This window comes from Mucilaginibacter ginsenosidivorans, from assembly GCF_007971025.1.
Lineage (GTDB): Bacteria > Bacteroidota > Bacteroidia > Sphingobacteriales > Sphingobacteriaceae > Mucilaginibacter > Mucilaginibacter ginsenosidivorans.
On record NZ_CP042436.1, the window covers coordinates 2,908,131 to 2,926,293 of the forward strand.

12 protein-coding genes are annotated in these 18,163 nt (G+C 46.2%); 9 read left to right on the forward strand and 3 right to left on the reverse strand.

Going from position 1 to position 18,163, the window contains the following annotated elements:
* Positions 1–280: 280 nt before the first annotated feature.
* Positions 281–1,228: a glycoside hydrolase family 16 protein gene (locus tag FRZ54_RS13320; RefSeq protein WP_147032091.1), complete on the forward strand. Its 948-nt coding sequence runs from the start codon at positions 281–283 to the stop codon at positions 1,226–1,228.
* A gap of 92 nt (positions 1,229–1,320) precedes the next feature.
* Here FRZ54_RS13320 and FRZ54_RS13325 read toward each other — a convergent pair whose 3' ends face one another.
* The gene (locus FRZ54_RS13325) at positions 1,321–2,247 is read right to left on the reverse strand and encodes an alpha/beta hydrolase (protein WP_147032092.1); all 927 of its coding nucleotides are present in this window, start codon (positions 2,245–2,247) and stop codon (positions 1,321–1,323) included.
* A 154-nt stretch (positions 2,248–2,401) separates the two neighbouring features.
* On the opposite strand from FRZ54_RS13325, the gene FRZ54_RS13330 reads away from it, so the two are divergent.
* The 7 genes from FRZ54_RS13330 (at position 2,402) to FRZ54_RS24840 (ending at position 13,017) form a co-directional block, all read left to right on the forward strand.
* On the forward strand, positions 2,402–2,857 hold the full coding sequence (locus FRZ54_RS13330; RefSeq protein ID WP_147032093.1) for a DoxX family protein: 456 nt from the start codon (positions 2,402–2,404) through the stop codon (positions 2,855–2,857).
* A gap of 256 nt (positions 2,858–3,113) precedes the next feature.
* The gene (locus FRZ54_RS13335; protein WP_228462479.1) at positions 3,114–4,634 is read left to right on the forward strand and encodes a serine hydrolase; all 1,521 of its coding nucleotides are present in this window, start codon (positions 3,114–3,116) and stop codon (positions 4,632–4,634) included.
* A 1,119-nt stretch (positions 4,635–5,753) separates the two neighbouring features.
* Complete coding sequence (mutS, locus tag FRZ54_RS13340) at positions 5,754–8,330, forward strand: DNA mismatch repair protein MutS (RefSeq protein ID WP_187359625.1); 2,577 nt, start codon at positions 5,754–5,756, stop codon at positions 8,328–8,330.
* 207 nt (positions 8,331–8,537) lie between these two features.
* Positions 8,538–10,925 (forward strand): DUF2339 domain-containing protein, encoded by a 2,388-nt coding sequence (locus FRZ54_RS13345; protein ID WP_147032095.1) that lies wholly within the window; start codon positions 8,538–8,540, stop codon positions 10,923–10,925.
* Positions 10,900–12,138, forward strand: a complete 1,239-nt coding sequence (locus tag FRZ54_RS13350; protein ID WP_147032096.1) for a hypothetical protein — start codon at positions 10,900–10,902, stop codon at positions 12,136–12,138. The genes FRZ54_RS13345 and FRZ54_RS13350 overlap by 26 nt, the downstream gene beginning before the upstream one ends.
* A gap of 106 nt (positions 12,139–12,244) precedes the next feature.
* Positions 12,245–12,805 carry a C40 family peptidase gene (locus FRZ54_RS13355; RefSeq protein WP_147032097.1) on the forward strand — a complete coding sequence of 187 codons (561 nt, stop codon included), beginning with the start codon at positions 12,245–12,247 and terminating at the stop codon, positions 12,803–12,805.
* Positions 12,806–12,894: 89 nt separating this feature from the next.
* A complete protein-coding gene (locus tag FRZ54_RS24840; RefSeq protein WP_262712263.1) occupies positions 12,895–13,017 on the forward strand; it encodes a hypothetical protein in 123 nt (40 codons plus the stop codon).
* Here the strand turns inward: FRZ54_RS24840 and FRZ54_RS13360 are convergent, their stop codons facing one another.
* Both FRZ54_RS13360 and FRZ54_RS13365 read right to left on the reverse strand, forming a co-directional pair.
* Positions 13,018–14,922, reverse strand: a complete 1,905-nt coding sequence (locus tag FRZ54_RS13360) for a DUF3857 domain-containing protein (protein ID WP_147032098.1) — start codon at positions 14,920–14,922, stop codon at positions 13,018–13,020.
* Positions 14,919–16,904: a DUF3857 domain-containing protein gene (locus FRZ54_RS13365; protein WP_147032099.1), complete on the reverse strand. Its 1,986-nt coding sequence runs from the start codon at positions 16,902–16,904 to the stop codon at positions 14,919–14,921. The genes FRZ54_RS13360 and FRZ54_RS13365 overlap by 4 nt, the downstream gene beginning before the upstream one ends.
* Positions 16,905–17,020: 116 nt before the next feature.
* Between FRZ54_RS13365 and FRZ54_RS13370 the strand changes: the two genes are divergently transcribed.
* Positions 17,021–18,100: an exonuclease domain-containing protein gene (locus FRZ54_RS13370; protein WP_147032100.1), complete on the forward strand. Its 1,080-nt coding sequence runs from the start codon at positions 17,021–17,023 to the stop codon at positions 18,098–18,100.
* The last annotated feature ends 63 nt before the right edge of the window (positions 18,101–18,163 follow it).

The window sequence follows — 18,163 nt, forward strand, 5'->3', positions numbered from 1 at the left end:
CAATTTTTAACATATTTTCAAATATAGGAAAAAGTACTTTTAAATTCAAAGTAAATCTTATTCTCTTTAGATAACCGTTGTAAAAGGCTAATAATTAAAAAGAAATAATTATTCGTGGTAAGCAATTAACTATCAGTGATTTAGTATTTATTTTTACTTTTTAAACCTTAAGGAGAAAAAAAAGTCACATTTTGCGTATCTAAAAATCTTTATTTACGTATAGGGTAAAACATTTTACAGGTAAAAATTATTATACGATTTGAAGTTTAATTTTTACTGAATGAAAAGTATTATAAATATGAAGACACCTTTTATCTGCACAATTCTCTTAGTTTCCCTATGCATTGCGTCGGTCGGCTGTAAAAAATTAGCCAATGGTTCGGGCTCAGGCGATGGCGGCAATAACGGCGGTAACAACGGCGGAACAGTGGGAAAATACACTAATCCAAACACAACGAGTGTGATCTGCGATTATGATGTGAGCGATACTGCTTACACCAACCACGGCTGGACCAAAACATTTGAGGACGATTTTACCGGCGACCTGTCAAAATGGAACCTTATTAAAGGAGGTTTGATTATGGAAGAGCAATGCTACGAGCCTGCAAACGTGCAAATTGCGGGCGGGGCTGTTCAAATTGCCGCAAAAAAGGAAACCGTGAGCGGACCGAAAACTGTAGGCAATGATACCATGCAGAACTTTAATTATACTTCGGGTTGGATGGTAAGCAAATCAACCTTCGTGGCAAATTCATCCACACCTAAGGTGCGGATAGTAGCCAGGATAAAAATGGCATCAGGCTACGGTCTTACTTCTCTTTTCTATGGTTTTGGCGGCGGTGCCTGGCCGACTACCGGCGAGATCGATTTTGCCGAAACGCAGGGCGACAATACGAAAGTATATGCAACAGATTATGCTTACGGGTCGAGCGCGAATTCAAACGTAGTATCCGGCGGTATCTTATATAATCCCGTTACCGAGGACCTTTCTTCCTGCTATCACCTTTATGTAATGGAATGGACGCAAAATTCACTGAACTCGTACATCGATGGTAAACTAGTTGAAACAAAAACCAAAGGCGGTTACGTTTCCAGCTTGTTTGGCAAACCGCAGTATCTTACTTTCAGCCTTCCTATTGGCGGCTTATACTACAGCCAGTTGAAAACGGCAAATATACAGGGCGGTACCATGTCTATCGACTATGTAAAAGTATTTACATCGAATTAATAGGATTTTAAATAAGAAATTTTAGAAGGGTATGATGCAAATCATACCCTTCTTTTGTAATATAAAGAAATTAGCGGGCGCTGGTGCGGTAATTATTTACCCAGCAGAAACAATAAGGGTACGCTTAGCCTTTTACGCCACGAATTCTCCGAATGGTCGGCGCCGGGATATTCACGCGTGATCCAGTCGTTTTCTGTATATCCGGCTTCTTTCATAATGTTATCGGCCTGTTGCTGATAGGGTTTGTACATGGCGTCGAGCGTCGCGCTGCCGTAATCGAAATATAGCTTGTGGTTAGCGGGCGATGGCAGGTGCGTTTTCAGATATTCCAAAAAAGCAGCGGGTATTGGGTTATCCTCCGTAGTAAATGTACCCGGCCAATGCGTAGAAAGGCAGGCTGCTCCGCTGAATACATCAGGATACTCGCAAATGGCATACATCGAGATCAGTCCGCCCATGCTCGAACCCACCGTAAAAGTATGTTGCTGGTCAGGAATTGTACTGTAGTGGCTGTCGATATAGGGTTTTAGCTCGGTTACTAAAAACTTAAGGTAATTATCTGATACCGGGCCGTCTCCCAGCAAGGGTGTACCCTTATCGCGACCGATAGCCAATATTTTTTCCTGCTGTTGTTGGGCCATGCTGTAAAATGCCTTCTGCGGGAAATATTCCGGGAACCGTTTCACGCCATTGTTCCAGATGCCCACTACAATACAATCTTTTATTTTGTGTTCTGCCAGCAGTTTGCACATGGTTTCGTCAACGCCCCATTCCTGCTTGTTCCACATCAGTGTGCTATCGTAAAGCGCCTGGCCATCGTGCATGTACAGTACGGCGTATTTCTTATCCCCGGAATAACCGGCCGGCAGCCAGATATCGACGTTACGCGGATCGACAAATTTTGATTGAAATTTTTCCAGCCGCTCGACGGTTCCGCAGGCCACTTTAGGTAATTGCGCAAACAGGTTCGCAGCCGTCGATATCAGGACAAGAGTAGTAAACAGCAGTTTTTTTGCCATACGATCATAATTGGTTCAGGCAAAACTATCGTTCGCCTGTCATACGGGCAATGGCTTTTTTGCTTAAAATAAGGAATATCTTAACCGGCTGGTGCTGTATGTTCACTTTAAAAGTTCAAATAAATTGTTAACTTCATGCTACATAACCTTTTGCATGAAACCACTTGCCGTATTGCTGATCACATTTTTATTGCTGTTTTTTGGCTGTAGGTTCATTCAGGGCGAGTGGAACTATATTTTTGCGGGCAATATCGCCATGGCCGTTATGTTGCTTTTCACGGCTATGGGGCACTTTAAGTTTTCGGAAGGTATGAGTATGATGGTACCCGAATTTATACCAGCCAAAAAGCAACTGATTTACCTGACGGGTTTTATGGAGGTTGCTTTTGCCATAGGCCTGTGCATACCCGATACCCGCCGCCTTGCTGCCGACCTGCTTATCCTGTTCTTTTTGCTGGTGCTGCCCGCCAATATTAATGCTGCGCAAAAAAGCGTCGACTACCAGAACGCTACCTACCAGGGTCGCGGTGTAGGGTACCTTTGGCTGCGCATACCTATGCAGGTATTCTTCATTCTGTGGGTGGCGTATTTTGGGATGATATTGAAATAGGAGATAGATCATAGGCATCATTACACCCGGGCAACATAACGGTGAATTGACTCACCCGATCATCGTTACGCTCGACCACCCTCTCTATGCTGCGCATAAAGCGGGGATTTTTTGAGGTGTTGCTTTTTGCTTAACTTAATTACATTGGCCTAAGCCCGTTCATGCGCCCTTATATTACCCTATTTGGTCTCCCCTGAAACCCGGAGAGATAGTTGTTGATAAGCAACTGGTCAAAACTCTCTTTTTAAATTAGGCAATGATGCCGGCAAAGGGAAACGACAAGCCAAAATATCCGTATCTTGTTCCTGCCAAATCATTCCGCACCATGAAACCACTTGCTTTATCATTCGCCCTTTTTCTCGCGTTACTCGCCGGTCCGGTGGCATATGCTCAAACTGCTGACAGTGCCAAAATAAAAGAGGTTGAAAAGAACCTCATCGGTATGATACAAATGGAAGGCGAGGGCCCCTGGACCATCCGCGAACGCATGGAACATTACCATGTAAAAGCCCTGAGCATAGCCGTTGTCCAAAACTATAAGATAGCCTGGGCCAAAGCCTACGGCTGGGCCGATGACAGCCTGAAGGTTCCGGCAACGACGCAAACGCTTTTCCAGGCAGCATCCATCAGTAAATCGTTGAACGGGGTAGGGGTGATGAAGCTGGTGCAGGACAAAAAAATAGACCTGTATGCTGATATCAACAACTACCTAACCAGTTGGAAGTTCCCTTATGATTCGCTTTCCAAGGGTAAAAAGATCAGCATGGCCAACCTGCTAAGCCATACCGCCGGCTTAACGGTGCACGGCTTTGAGGGCTATACACCGGGAAAAGCGGTGCCGACTGTTGTACAGGTGCTGGACGGGAAAAAACCGGCCAATTCTGACCCGATACGGTCCATGTACGAACCAGGCCTTAAGTCGGAGTACTCGGGCGGCGGTATAACCATTTCGCAGCTGATCGTGATGGATGTTACCCATCAGCCTTATGACAAGTATATGTACAATAACGTGCTGAAACCCCTGGGCATGACCAGCAGCACCTACCAGCAGCCGCCTGTTGATAAAAAGCCTTCGCTGCTGGCGACAGGCTACCGCGCCGATGGTAAACCGATTCCGGGCAAATACAATACTTACCCGGAGGAGGCCGCCGCCGGACTGTGGACAAATCCCACCGACCTGTCTAAATACATTATCGAAACGCAACTGGCGCTGGAGGGCAGATCGCACAAGGTGCTCGACCAGGCAACTACGAAACTACGGCTGACGCCATATATCGACAAAAGTGCTGCCAAGGGCGTATTCATTGCCGACCTGGATGGCAATAAATACTTCAACCATAACGGCGCCAACGAAGGTTTTCGAAGTGATTATACGGGCAGCATGGAAGGCGGCAACGGCGTGGTGGTGATGGTGAATTCGGACGACGGATCTATAATAAACGAGGTAGTCAACAGCGTAGCTAAAGTTTACGGATTTAAGGGTCTGTACCATGTACTATACCGGAAAACGGCGAAAGTAGCCGACACCGTGCTGCAAACCTACACCGGCGATTACGAACTTCAGCCGAAATTGATACTTACCATCACCCGCGACGGTAACCATCTTTACGGCCAGGCAAGCGGCCAGGGCAAGCTGGAGCTTTTCCCTGAATCGCAAACTAAGTTCTTTCTAAAAGTGGCACCTATCGAGGTGGAGTTTGTTAAAGATGATAATGGCAAAGTGGTAAAGGCCATTATATATCAAAATGGCCCGCATGATGCACCGAAGATAAAATAGTAAGACTTACGAAACTTCGCTATTTGAATGCTTGATTTTCTGATTTCTGGTTTATGCGATATTTCGAAGTTGATTTTGAATGATTTTCTTTAATTCCAGGCATCGCAGGTAGTTTGCCAAGCCATGAAATGGAGAAAAATTATCACCCCGTGAAAGGCCGATCATATTTAAATAGATATCATCATTTTTCATAAGAAATGTGACAATTTTCCCAAAAGCGAATAATCCGGTTAATCTACAAACCTTAAAACATCTGGGCTATCGCATTCTATTGTGAGTTCGGCATACAAATTAACCATAAGAGTTTTGATCAACTCTTTATTCTTTGTCTCCTCACCTCGAAATATGATTAGCTTTCTTGTTAGAAATAAGTTTGTGGCCATCCAAATACTAAATAGCAGGCACAGAACAGAAATAAAATATGAGAGAAATAGAAACACTTTTGCAATAGATAATGCGCACAAAATCAAACCCAGGCCCGCGAAATAGGTAAAAATATTATCTAATATAAGGAATGTGCTTCGTTGAAATACTAACTTTCCTTTGTTAATACTTGCATGAAAATCAATAACTGGTAGACCCGGTTGGGAATCACTATCACTCATTGCTTAAGGTTTACCAGAAGGTAGTATTTTTCTTAATAACAGAATTTGCTAATTTCTACCGGACTTCCCGACTCTCGTACGCTGCCGCGAACTTGCAGCTGGTGTTGCTTCAAAATTCAGTTTCCAACTCAACCAAGCCGAAAACTTTTAAATGGTTTACCACGAGTTACGCTGTGCTAAACTTGCGGGAGCAGTGTGCACCCTAATCATGGTTGACACTTTTTTCATCTATTTTAATTTAAAATATTGATAATCAATTATTTAAATAGTTTAATATATGAAAAAGTGTTAACCATGTTAACCCCACCCCCTCACAACACCTAACAATAAAACAATCCAGCAATTCAACAATAAAACAATCCGGCACTAAAGCAATCCAACAATCCACCCCCAACTTTTTCAACCAAAGCCCAACTTTTCCACAATCCCTATTCGCTGCCCCCAATATCTTAAATTAGCCGATTGTAAAAACCAGCACTCATTGGCCAAGGATCACACTAAGGAAACCCCTTTAATGCAGCAATACAACCAGGTAAAAGCCAAATACCCGGGTGCGCTGCTGCTGTTCCGCGTGGGCGATTTTTATGAGACCTTCGGCGAGGATGCCATCAAGGCTTCGGGCATTTTAGGTATTGTGCTAACCCGGCGCGCTAATGGCGCGGCTACGCATATAGAACTGGCCGGGTTCCCGCACCATTCGCTGGAAACCTACCTGCCAAAACTCGTGCGTGCCGGCCAGCGGGTAGCGATATGTGATCAATTGGAGGACCCAAAAACCACCAAAACCATCGTCAAGCGTGGCGTTACCGAACTGGTGACCCCGGGCGTGGCCATCAGCGATAACATTCTTCACCAAAAAAGCAATAACTACCTGGCCTCGCTGTTTTTCGATAAGAATACCATCGGCGTGGCATTTATTGATATTTCGACGGGTGAGTTTTTAACCGCCCAGGGTAATGCGGAGTACATCGATAAGCTGCTGCAGGGGTTTAACCCGAGCGAGGTGATATACCCTAAAAGCAGTCACCGCGATTATATTGATGCCTTTGGCGACCGCTACTATACCTACAAACTGGACGAGTGGCCCTACAGCGGCGACTATGCGGAGGAAACGCTTCTGAAACATTTCGGTGTGAAATCCCTGAAAGGATTTGGTATCGAAAGGCTGGCTTTGGGCATTACCGCGGCCGGGGTGGCGCTGCATTACCTGAACGAGACGGAACACCGCAACCTGCAGCATATATCGGCCATCAGCCGGATAGAGGAGGGGCGCTACCTGTGGCTCGACCGCTACAGCGTGCGCAACCTCGAACTGGTAGGCTCATCCAACGAGAATGCCATTACGTTGGTGGATGTGCTGGATCAAACCTGTTCGCCCATGGGTGCGCGTTTGCTGCGCCGCTGGATAGTGATGCCGCTGAAGGAGATAAAACCCATAAACGACCGCCTGGGCGTTGTGGAATACCTGATCGGTGAGGAACACCTGCGCGAAGAATTGCAAAACAACATCCGCCAGATAGGCGACCTGGAAAGGCTGATCTCCAAAATAGGCCTGCAGCGCGCCAACCCGCGCGAGGTTTGCCAGTTGAAAAAGGCGCTGAAAGCGATAGAGTTGATAAAACAACAATGCCTGGAAGCCAAAAGTGAACCCTTGAGAGCCATCGGCGAACAGCTGAACCCCTGCACCAGCATCAGCGAAAAAATAGAAAAAGAACTGAACCCCGAGCCACCGGTAATGCTGGTGAAAGGCTCGGTCATTAATACAGGTGTTAACGAAGAACTGGATCGCCTGCGCAAAATAGCTTTTGGCGGCAAGGGCTACTTGTTAGAGATACAAAAACGCGAGGCTGAACAAACAGGTATACCATCATTGAAAGTAGCTTTTAACAACGTATTCGGTTATTACCTGGAGGTAACGCATGCACACCGCGACAAGGTCCCCTCCGACTGGATACGCAAACAAACGCTGGTTAATGCCGAACGTTATATAACCCCCGAGCTGAAAGAATACGAAGAACAGATATTAGGCGCCGAAGAAAAAATACTCGCGCTGGAAACGCAACTGTATAACGACCTGCTTTACTCGCTGGCCGAATACATCAGGCCCATACAGCTGAACGCGCAGCTGATAGCCCGGCTGGATGTGCTGCTGAACTTCGCCACGATATCCATTAAAAACTATTATGTAAAGCCGGAGATAAACGACAGCCGCATCATCGATATAAAGGGCGGCCGCCACCCGGTTATTGAAAAGAACCTGCCGCCAGGCGAGGAGTACATCACCAACGATGTGTATCTCGACAGTGAATCGCAGCAGATCATTATTATTACCGGGCCCAATATGGCGGGTAAGTCAGCTTTATTGAGGCAGACAGGCCTGATCGTGCTGATGGCGCAAATGGGTTGCTTTGTCCCCGCTAAATCGGTTTCGATAGGTTTGGTGGATAAAATATTTACCAGGGTGGGGGCGTCGGACAACCTTTCGGCCGGCGAATCAACCTTTATGGTGGAGATGAACGAAACGGCCAGCATCCTCAACAACCTGTCCGACCGCAGCCTGATCCTGCTGGACGAGATCGGTCGTGGTACCTCCACTTACGATGGTATCTCCATCGCCTGGTCCATCGCCGAGTTTTTGCACAATCATCCAACGGCACGGGCAAAGACGCTGTTTGCCACCCACTACCATGAACTGAATGAACTCAGCAATTCGCACCCCCGCATCAAAAACTTTAATGTTACGGTAAAGGAAGTTGGTCACCAGGTCATCTTCCTGCGCAAGCTGGTACCCGGCGGCAGCGAACACAGCTTTGGTATCCACGTAGCCAGGCTGGCCGGCATGCCGCACAAAGTGGTGGCGCGCGCCAACGACATCCTCAAAAAGCTGGAAGCCGAACGCACCGGCGGCGAACACATCAAAGAAAGCATCCGCAAAGTGCAGAAACAAGCCGTACAGATGCAGATGTTTAGCATCGATGACCCGGTATTAGTAAAGATTCGCGATACCCTGAACAACCTCGATGTGAATACGCTTACCCCTGTTGAGGCCCTGATGAAGCTGGATGAGATACAGCGGGTGATTAAAGGGTAGTCGGAAAGTCCGGAAGTCCGCATAAGTCCGAAAGTAAAAATCAACCACGGCATTTCGATGAGTCGGCGGCATGAGGAGAAATGAAATTCTCTATGCGGGAAGGTTCATTGCTGCAGCAGATTTTAAATCTGTAAATTCTTTTAATCCGATAAATCGTGGTTCGGACTATAATTATTCCTTTATCTTAGCATACCAAACCTAATACACATGGAAGTAATTTACGTGTTTGCCTTTATCCTGATCATCGTTTTACTGATCATCAATAACAGCCGCCTTTCCGAAAAGATCGATAATCTCGAGAAGATCATGGTCGATTTGCATCACCTCATCAATAAACTAAAGAAGGATTTAGATATTCCCGCAGCACCACCGGCGGTGATAAAAACGCCGGAAGCACCCAAGCCTGTACTGCCACCACCGCCGGAGCCCGTACCGGAGGTAACGCGGTCGTATACGCCTGAACCGGTAACCCCGCCCATCATCGAGCGCCACAAAGAAGTGATCAACGACCCGATGGCCCTTTTGCGCAAGCCACCGGTAACCATACCACCACCAAGGAAACCTGTTGAGCCACAGCCCTCGTTTTTTGAGCGCCACCCTGACCTGGAAAAATTCATCGGCGAAAACCTGGTGAACAAGATCGGTATCGCCATACTGGTACTGGCCATCGGTTTCTTTGTCAAATACGCTATCGATCAAAACTGGGTAGGGCCGGCGGGCCGCGTTGCCATCGGTATTTTGTGCGGGGGTATTTTGGTAGGTATAGCGCACCGTCTGCGCAAATCTTATGCGGCGTTCAGTTCGGTACTGGTTGGCGGCGGCATTGCGGTGTTTTACTTTACCATTACGCTGGCGTTCCACCAGTTTCACCTGTTCAGCCAAACGGTTTCGTTCATCATTCTTATCGTTATCACTGCATTTGCGGTGGCCCTGTCGCTGCTTTACAACCGGCAGGAACTGGCCATTATTGCCCTTATCGGCGGTATGTCCGGTCCGTTTATGGTCAGTACCGGGCAGGCCAATTATAATGCCCTGTTTACTTATTATATCCTGCTGAATGCCGGCTTGCTGGTCATCGCCTATTTCAAATCATGGCGGATACTCAATATACTGGCTTTCGGCTTAACTGTATTGGTACTCGGCGGCGTAATCTACACCCTGCCGGATAAAGAGGCGGGCACCATGTTTGTTTATGTAAGCATCTTGTACCTGGTATTTTTCTTCACCAATATCGCCAACAATATCAAAGAGAATAAGGCTTTCGTAGGTTCCGATTTTACCATACTGCTGGTAAACACCGCCCTGTATTTTGGCGCCGGCCTGTACCTGCTTACCATCATGCAATACGGGCAATACCGGGGGTTATTCTGCGCAGCTATTGGCGGGCTCAACCTGCTATTGTCATTCATCCTGTTCCGCAGCAAAAAGGCCGATATCAATATTCTTTATCTCCTTATCGGCATCACGTTAACATTCCTGTCGCTTACCGCTCCTATACAACTGCACGGGCATTTTATCACCTTGTTCTGGGCTGCCGAAAGCGCGTTGCTTTACTGGCTTTATACCAAGTCTGATATCAGGCTGATGCGTTTGGCTTCCACTGTTATCTGGGTGGCTATGCTGATGAGCCTGATGATGGATTGGTTCGAACTGTATTCGGCTCCGGCCTTTTATGATAAACCGACCATACACATCTTACCTATCATTGCCAATAAAGGGTTTATAACTGCGGTTTTCTCGGCCGTTTGCAGCTTCTTGTTATACCTGCTCGTCAATCGCTCGGAAAAGGAAAGACGATTGCTTCCGCCTGATGTGTTCAGGTATGGCGCATTTGTGTTGCTGTTTGCCGCAGGCTTGCTCGAGGTAAATCATCAGTTCGTAAGCCGTTATCCAGGCACCGGTCTGAATATCCTGTACCTGATGCTTTACGTGCCGGCCTTTATTTACTTTTTCCTGTCTGTTATGGGCCGCATAGCGTCATTTAAAACACACATGCCGGTCGAAATTGCCTTGTTGACCTTATCCATATTTGTTTACCTGGTTTGCAGCCGCAAATATTTTGATATGCAGGCTTCGGTACTGATCAGTCATAAAACAGATCCTTCGCACCTGTGGGCGCATTGGCTCTCCGATGTGTTTGTATTGTTGTTATTTTATAAACTGATCAGCATTCTCCGCGCCAATTTTGAAGCATCCGGAAAAGCAGCGACATGGTTTTTAACCGCCGCGTTGGTAACTTTCCTTAGTCTTGAGGTTTGCCTCATTGTCAATTCAGTGTTTTATCAGCCGGGCAGATATCTCGAACATATACAACTCGTGTACATCAAAACCGGGCTGCCTGTGTTGTGGGGTATATCGTCCTTCGCGCTGATGTGGCTTGGTATGCGTTACAAGACAAGGGTGTTGCGTATTATTTCGTTAACACTGTTTAGCATAACTTTGGTAAAGCTTTTTGTTTACGATATCGAAAATATCCCGGCAGGTGGAAAAATTGCGGCATTCTTCTGTCTTGGCGTATTATTGCTGATCATTTCGTTTATGTACCAAAAAGTGAAATATATTATTAAGGATGATGACGCCAACCCTGAAAATTAAAATATCAGCTATACTTTCCGGCTGCCTGCTGCCCTGGTTCGCGTTTGCGCAATCGGTGCATCAGTTTAAATATAGGGCCGATATTGCAAACATCGATTCCAGCGGAGTTTACAAGATCGAACTACAGCCTGATTTTATAGCTAAGAGCGTAAAAGGGGAGCTGTATGATATTCGCATAGATGATGAAACCGGGAAATTTGTGGCCTATTCCATCATCACTAACCCTTTAGATAAGGTAAAGCCTGTTTTTGTCGATTTTCCGGAAGTAAAGCCAAATACCGCATCTGATAGCGCAACAATTTATATTGCCGAAAATAAAGGCAAAACCAGGATTAGCGAATTATGGCTGCAACTGAAAAATACTGCTGTAAGCCGGTTAGCAAACCTGTCGGGCAGTGACGATCTGCAGCATTGGTTCGCAATACGCGAGGATATCCGGTTGCAGGATGGCGGTGAAAGCGAGAATACTGAATTTGATCAGGTGCTCAATTTCCCGGCAAGTGATTACCGCTATTTCAGGGTGACCATCCGCAATAAAAATAAGGACATGGTAAAGGTTATTCGCTCGGGTATCTATGTTTCGGACGAAGCCGGCTTAAATAAAATGATGCTCTCACCATTGCCCGCTGTCAGGCTCAGTTCAAGGGGCGAAAGCAAACAGACCAGCTATTTTGTAGAACTTGGCGATAGTTACCTGGTTAATCAGTTGCACCTCGATGTTTCTTCGCCGAAATACTATAACCGGCGCATTAGCATTTATGATGTGGGTAATAATATAAACCAGGCCCTTATTGATACCCGTATCAGTTCATCTGGTTCAAACTATTTTATTATATCGGCCAAGACCAATAAACTGCGTGTCGATATTGTCAACGGCGATGATAATCCTCTAATTATTAAAGATATCCGGGCTTACCAGCAAAAACAATTCGCTGTAAGCTATCTCGAAAAAAGGCACCATTATGCATTGCTCGCAGGCGATTCAACCGCTAATGAAGTAAGCTACGATTTAAGCTTTATGCATTCGGAACCATTGTCACAATTCTCGTTGATCAGCCATTCGGCCGTTTATGAGAACCCAGCTTTCGGTGCACGCCATTTCGCCGTTAAGCGCGATTACACCCTGCTGATATGGGTATCTATCGCCGTTGTTTTGCTTATCCTTGGCCTGCTTACCTGGCGCATGGTTAAGGAGATCACCCCTAAACCATAAATCTGTAAAGTCCTTCCGCCAAACTAAGGAAGAATTGAGGTAGGGTATGTTGATATGTTAAAAACCCCATGTAACCCACCGGACGCATTCACCGTATTTTTATACCATGCGGAAAAGATATGCCTTATTGATCTGTCTGTTTGCGGTAATTATCCTCTCGTCCTGTCACTCAAAAAAAGCGGTGATGCGCGGCGAACCAGGCGAAGTTGTTGCCCCGCAGCCATCGATTGCTGAAAAGTATTCTTCAATTTTAGGTGTAGATAAAAACCAGATCCAAAACGGGCGCCTGTACGCATTTATCGACCAGTGGATGGGCACGCCCTATAAGTTCGGCGGGCTCGACCATGACGGTATCGACTGTTCGGGCCTCTCTTTTTTACTGGAGCAGCAGGTATATGGCCTCAATATCCCGCGTACAACCGGGCAGCAGGTGGCCGTTATCAAACGCAAATACGAAGAAGAATTACAGGAAGGTGATCTGGTGTTTTTCGATTACGACGGCAAGAAATTCAGCCACGTGGGTGTCTACCTTCAAAATGGGTACTATGTACACGCCAGTTCCACTAAAGGCGTTATCATCGTCAAGCTGCACGATCCCTACACTTACAAATACTTTTCGCGTTGCGGCTCGGTTACAGCCGACGCCGATACGTCGGCGGGCAAATAGAAGCCTGCTCCGAGCGCGCATCCTTTTACCACATTCTCCGTTATATTCAGCGATGCCAGTTTCAATAAATATTTGATTAATTTTGCGGTATGGCTGACGAAAAGGAAAGATACGATTTCTGGACAAAGTATAAGAAGTTCGCCGCTACCGAAATATTGCTCTACGTGATCATGATCGTCGGCATCATCCTCGGCATCATTATTTTCAGCTGATCATTTTTTGGACAGTGTAACATTATAATTGTCGGCGGCGCGCACTTTATCATAAAAGTCGAGTATGTCTTCATAAACAGCCTTATTGAACGTGCCATCCTTTAACTGTAATTTCCGTTCATAAACCAGCTCATTTCCTTTTACCGTCATTTTAGCTGTAAAATTTCCAAAGGCTTTATCTATCGACAAGTTTAATGGTTCGGAATCCAGCACATAACCCTCGGGCAGGGTATAGGTAACCCTGTCCTGTTCTGTAAAACCGTGGGGTATATATACCGGGTTCACCCGGTTCCTTACCTGGTGCAGGCCCAGCGAGATCCTGTCTATGGAGTTAAGGGAGAAAAAGAACTTGCCACCGCTAACCGCTCCGTATTCCCGTGCCGACAGCTTTACATTTTCGTACGTAGCCGGATCGAGGCTTTTATCCTGCCTGTAGTCAAGTGCTTTGATGTCCAGGTTGTTAATGGGATAGTATCGTTTAAAGTCTTTCAGCCGCTCCGTTTGCGACTTGGCTATCATCGATTCGCGGTCGTCATACTCCAGTCCCCTGAACACCGATCTAATTTCGCCGCTCAGCTCGCCGGCGTCATTCAATACAAAACTGGCATCCCGTTTTACCAGGTTGTCTTTGGCTTCGTACCTTGGCGTGTGTAGCAGCTTACCACCTTCCGGGGTGCAGGCCAGCACGGTGCGGTCGTCTGTAAAATCGCCCAAAAAACCAAATGGAAGATGTTGGGCGGTACATTCCAGCCAAGTGGTATCGTTCTTGAACGGAAGGCATAGAATAATATGATTACCCTGCATGCTGGCAAAATCAGTTAACATACTTTTTTTCTCGTCGTGGTCGCCCCAAACCACGCAATACCACGAGTCGATACCCGCAACTTTCAGCAGCGACCGTGTATAATTCACGAGTGCCTTGCAATCACCATAGCCTTGCCTGTCTACATCCGAAGCCAGGAAAGGCTGAAAACCTCCGATACCTACCTGCACGCTGATATAATGGGTTTTTTGCTGCATATACTCGTATATCTTTTTTGCTTTCAGCTTCGGGTCGCTTATGCCGGCCGTTAGGTTTTTAATGTATTGCGCGGTTTCTTCGGGGATATCGGTACGGCCGGTAAGCAGGTCGTCGTATTCCCATTTGCCCAATTGCTGCCAGTTGGTAAACTGACCCGAATGTTTATCGTAGTAAAATTTTTCGGGCGCTATCATCAGCTTCAGCCTATACTGATCATCAACCGGGCTCCATGGCTCGTCCCTGCGGGCCTTCAGATTGGCCGCGGTCCAGTTGTAAATTTTATTGCCTTCTTTATCGGTCGACAGGCTCACTTTTGAGGGTAAATTGAAATCCTTATACCGGATATTGAAGCCGGGTTTACAAATAAAAGTGTAAGTGCTTTTTTCTACCGCTACATTCGTTTCATATTGTGGTTCCCAGGGAGCAAATCCTAACGATTGCTTCACCTTCATCTCATATTCGAACTCAACGGTATAAGGGTAACTGGTTACCGCTCTCGAATAATGTTTTACACGGTCGTCCTGGAAAAGCGAAAAACCGTCGCTCACCGCCTCGTCGTCAAACTCACGTTCGCTTATTTTTCGCTCAACCTTCCCGAATTCGTTATATATAAACCCCCTGATATATTTTACCGACATCAGGTTATCGTAAAACACATTCAAATCAGTTTTTTCGTCACCATTTTTATTCAGTACGGTAATTACCCGCTTTACGTGGTAGATGACATTATCCGGCTCTTTAACTTCGGTAATTATCTCCTCGTTTCTTATAACCGCACTTGCGTAAGGCAGCAGTTCGCCGGGGATAAGGCTTGCGGCATAATTATTCTGGGCCGATACCTTTATGCCGGCGATCAGCAATAAAAAAGTTAGTGTTCGCCTCATGATTTTTTCTTAAACACCAGCTGAGTTTTTTCCGCGGTCACTATCCGGTTAAAAAGTTCCTTCAGGCTGGTGTATTCATCCGTCCCGAAAACGGAACTATTGATCTGTGTTACATACGAAAATGTGAAAGTACTGCCATCGTTCTGGAAATCGGTTATAAACCGGCCCCCCTGGCTTGCCATCGAAAACGCCAACCCCTGCGGCGGGTTCTCGATAGCATACTGTGCCGGTAAATGAACGGTAATAATATACCGCTCTTCTGATGGTATGCCCATATCAACGGGGTAGTCGCGGTGCGCAAGTTTAAAAGGATTGGTCTTGATCTTGCCGATAATAAACGGATTAAACCCAAGGCGGTCATGATTCATGCCATCGAAAGCGTTCATTTCCACCTGGTAGGTTTCGCCCACGGGCATATCCAGGCTGTCCACGTTTACAATGTCCGACTTTAAAATTTTGGTGCCCGGCATATCGGTGCTTAAATGATCTACATATTCGTCAAGCGAGTTGTATTTTTTTATTTCCTTTCGCCGCAGGTACCCGCTATAGCTGGACGAATAGCGAATAATATTACCTTTTAACTTACCATCGTCGCCAAGGGTAAGGTCAATATTGTAGGTTGTTTTAGCCCGTTGTGCCGTATTCATGTCCATCCAGTACGATGGCTTGTCGACGCTGAACACCCTGCCCTCGTCATTCAGGCAACGCAAAGGCAGCATACCAAAGGGCAGCATGGGATCGGTAGCATCCAGCAGGTACACCTTGCCGTCAATTGAAGTTCTGGCTATTACGTAGTCGAAATCGTTGATAGTAGGGTACAATTTATTGATGGAACCGTTCTCCCGGGTCGAGATCAAAACAGCTTCGGCCGGTACGCCCGCTGATGTAAGTGCGTTTACCAGCGCCAGGTTTATATCCCCTGCGTCGCCGGTATGCGCATCCAGAGCTTTTTTTATTCCGTCTACACTGCCGTCGTTGTCTCTTTCGTTCCACTTAAAACTCTTCTGAATAAATGTGTAAACCGCTTTTGCTTTCGACAGGCTGTCCGTTTTTCCTGCTATCGCGGGGGCAACCCTGTCCTTTAGCATCTCCTTCCGTTTCAGTTGCCCGCCAAACCAATATTGTTCCTTTAGCTCGCGGTCAAGGTCCTTCCAGTCCTTTGAATACTTTTCTTTTGCGCCGGTTTGCAGGTTTGTAAATTCAACCAACTGCCAGTAAACCCCCGACAAGTAGTTATTCGGCGATGTCATGTATTCCTCCCGCACAAATGCCGGAACGTCTTTCATGGTAAATGTCAGGTGCGAGCAATCGCATTTGGCGCCATGAAAGGTAAAACACTCGCGTTCGATATCGGCTTTGCTGTCTGTCAGTTTGAGATAGCCACGTAATGATGCGTTATAGTTCCAGAAGCCGGGTATAAGGGCCTCAAATTGCGAGTTGAGTTTAGGAAGATAATCCTGGAACATCCACGAATGGAAGTGGTTCCAATAATAGGGCGACTCGATCTCATATTTGATATCGATAATACAGCCTTTACGCAGTGCGGGCATGGCAAACTTAACCAGCGTATGGTGTTTATCCTGTTCAACACGAAATATCTTTTTGGGATCGAGCTCTGCCTTTTGCAGGTTGCCCGCATCATCTTTGTAATAGGTGATCGCTTTTACATCAACCAATTTTTCATAGACCAATCCATCACTGCTATAAACCGGTATCTCGAAGGTTCCGTATCGCTCAAATTCTTTATCGTCAAAAAACTTGATCTTAATGTGATGGTCAAATATAAGGTTAACATCCTCGCTATTGGTTTCGCTTATCCTGGCACGGCCATGTTCGTTCAAAACAAGGGCATGTGCTGATGTATCTTTGTCATATTTTTGCATATCCATCTCCTCCTGGCTCACCTCGCCGAATGGAAAATCCTGGGCAAATGTTACGGATGAAATTAGAGTGATGGCGATAAGGAGTATAAATTTTCTCATATTGTATATAAAGTTTGGTTTGTTCAAATTAAAAAAAATTAAACGGATATATAAATATTTAAAAAATTTAATCGGCTCGAAACTTTTTATGACCTTTACGCCTCTGCATTTATAAAATGAAATTAAATCTAAAACGCCCGCTGGCCTTCTTTGATATCGAATCTACCGGCACTAATGTGGGCTCCGACCGTATAGTCGAACTGTCTGTTATCAAAATGAACCCGGATGGAAGCGAGGAGGTAAAAACCTGGCGCATGAACCCGGGCATGCCGATCCCGCTCGAATCGTCACTGGTGCATGGGATATACGATGAGCATATAAAGGACGAACCTGCTTTTGGTGTGCTGGCCGCGTCTGTAGCGGAATTTATTGGCGACAGCGACCTGGCGGGTTACAATTCCAATAAGTTTGATATACCGATGCTGATGGAGGAGTTTTTGCGCGTTGGGATTAATTTTGACCTGGAGAACCGGTTTTTTGTCGATGTGCAGAACATTTTTCACCAGATGGAGCAGCGCACATTAAAAGCGGCTTACCTGTTTTATTGCAACAAACAGATCATTAATGCCCACTCGGCCGAGGCGGATACCCGGGCTACCATGGAGGTTTTGCTGGCGCAGATAGAAAAATATGAAGGTAAGGACTGGGAGGATAAGGCAGGTAAAATATCGAAACCGGTAGTTAACGATATCGAGGCCCTTCACAAATTTACTAACCTGAACAGGCCGCTCGATTTTGCAGGCCGTATGGTTTATAACGACAAAGGCGAGGAACTTTTCAACTTTGGCAAGCATAAAGGCAAGCGGGTTGAAGATGTTTTCAATGCCGAGCCAAGCTATTTTTCGTGGATGATGCAGGGCGATTTTCCGCTTTATACCAAACAAAAACTCGAAGAAGTATACAACCGCTGGAACGCAAAAAGGGCGGCGGAACGCCAGCAGCAGCGCCCTGTTCAACCCCGGCCCGCTGACAATACCTCTAAACCCGTTCAACCCAAACCGGTTGAAGCGGAAGCAAAACCGGCAGAACAACGACCGGCAGCAATTCAACCCAAAAAAGAATTTCACAAACCCGATAACCGTAACAACCAGCATCAAAATCGCCCGCAATTCAAAAAACAGGATGATGGGCCCGCCAAACCAGTTGACGATGATATGCTGAGCATGCTGAGGGATAAGTTTAAGAAGGGGTTGTGATTGGTTGGTAGTTCGCTAACTGGTTAATTAGTGACCGGTAATTAGTTGTTTTTGACGGCCTGA

Excerpts from the sequence above, each read along its gene's own strand:
- FRZ54_RS13355 (WP_147032097.1), top strand. The coding sequence starts at position 12,245 with ATGCGGAAAAGATATGCCTTATTGATCTGTCTGTTTGCGGTAATTATC.
- FRZ54_RS13325 (WP_147032092.1), bottom strand. The coding sequence starts at position 2,247 with ATGGCAAAAAAACTGCTGTTTACTACTCTTGTCCTGATATCGACGGCT.
- FRZ54_RS13320 (WP_147032091.1), top strand. The coding sequence starts at position 281 with ATGAAAAGTATTATAAATATGAAGACACCTTTTATCTGCACAATTCTC.
- FRZ54_RS13350 (WP_147032096.1), top strand. The coding sequence starts at position 10,900 with ATGATGACGCCAACCCTGAAAATTAAAATATCAGCTATACTTTCCGGC.
- FRZ54_RS13365 (WP_147032099.1), bottom strand. The coding sequence starts at position 16,904 with ATGAGAAAATTTATACTCCTTATCGCCATCACTCTAATTTCATCCGTA.
- FRZ54_RS24840 (WP_262712263.1), top strand. The coding sequence starts at position 12,895 with ATGGCTGACGAAAAGGAAAGATACGATTTCTGGACAAAGTATAAGAAG.
- FRZ54_RS13335 (WP_228462479.1), top strand. The coding sequence starts at position 3,114 with ATGATGCCGGCAAAGGGAAACGACAAGCCAAAATATCCGTATCTTGTT.
- FRZ54_RS13370 (WP_147032100.1), top strand. The coding sequence starts at position 17,021 with ATGAAATTAAATCTAAAACGCCCGCTGGCCTTCTTTGATATCGAATCT.
- FRZ54_RS13360 (WP_147032098.1), bottom strand. The coding sequence starts at position 14,922 with ATGAGGCGAACACTAACTTTTTTATTGCTGATCGCCGGCATAAAGGTA.
- FRZ54_RS13330 (WP_147032093.1), top strand. The coding sequence starts at position 2,402 with ATGAAACCACTTGCCGTATTGCTGATCACATTTTTATTGCTGTTTTTT.
- FRZ54_RS13345 (WP_147032095.1), top strand. The coding sequence starts at position 8,538 with ATGGAAGTAATTTACGTGTTTGCCTTTATCCTGATCATCGTTTTACTG.
- mutS (WP_187359625.1), top strand. The coding sequence starts at position 5,754 with ATGCAGCAATACAACCAGGTAAAAGCCAAATACCCGGGTGCGCTGCTG.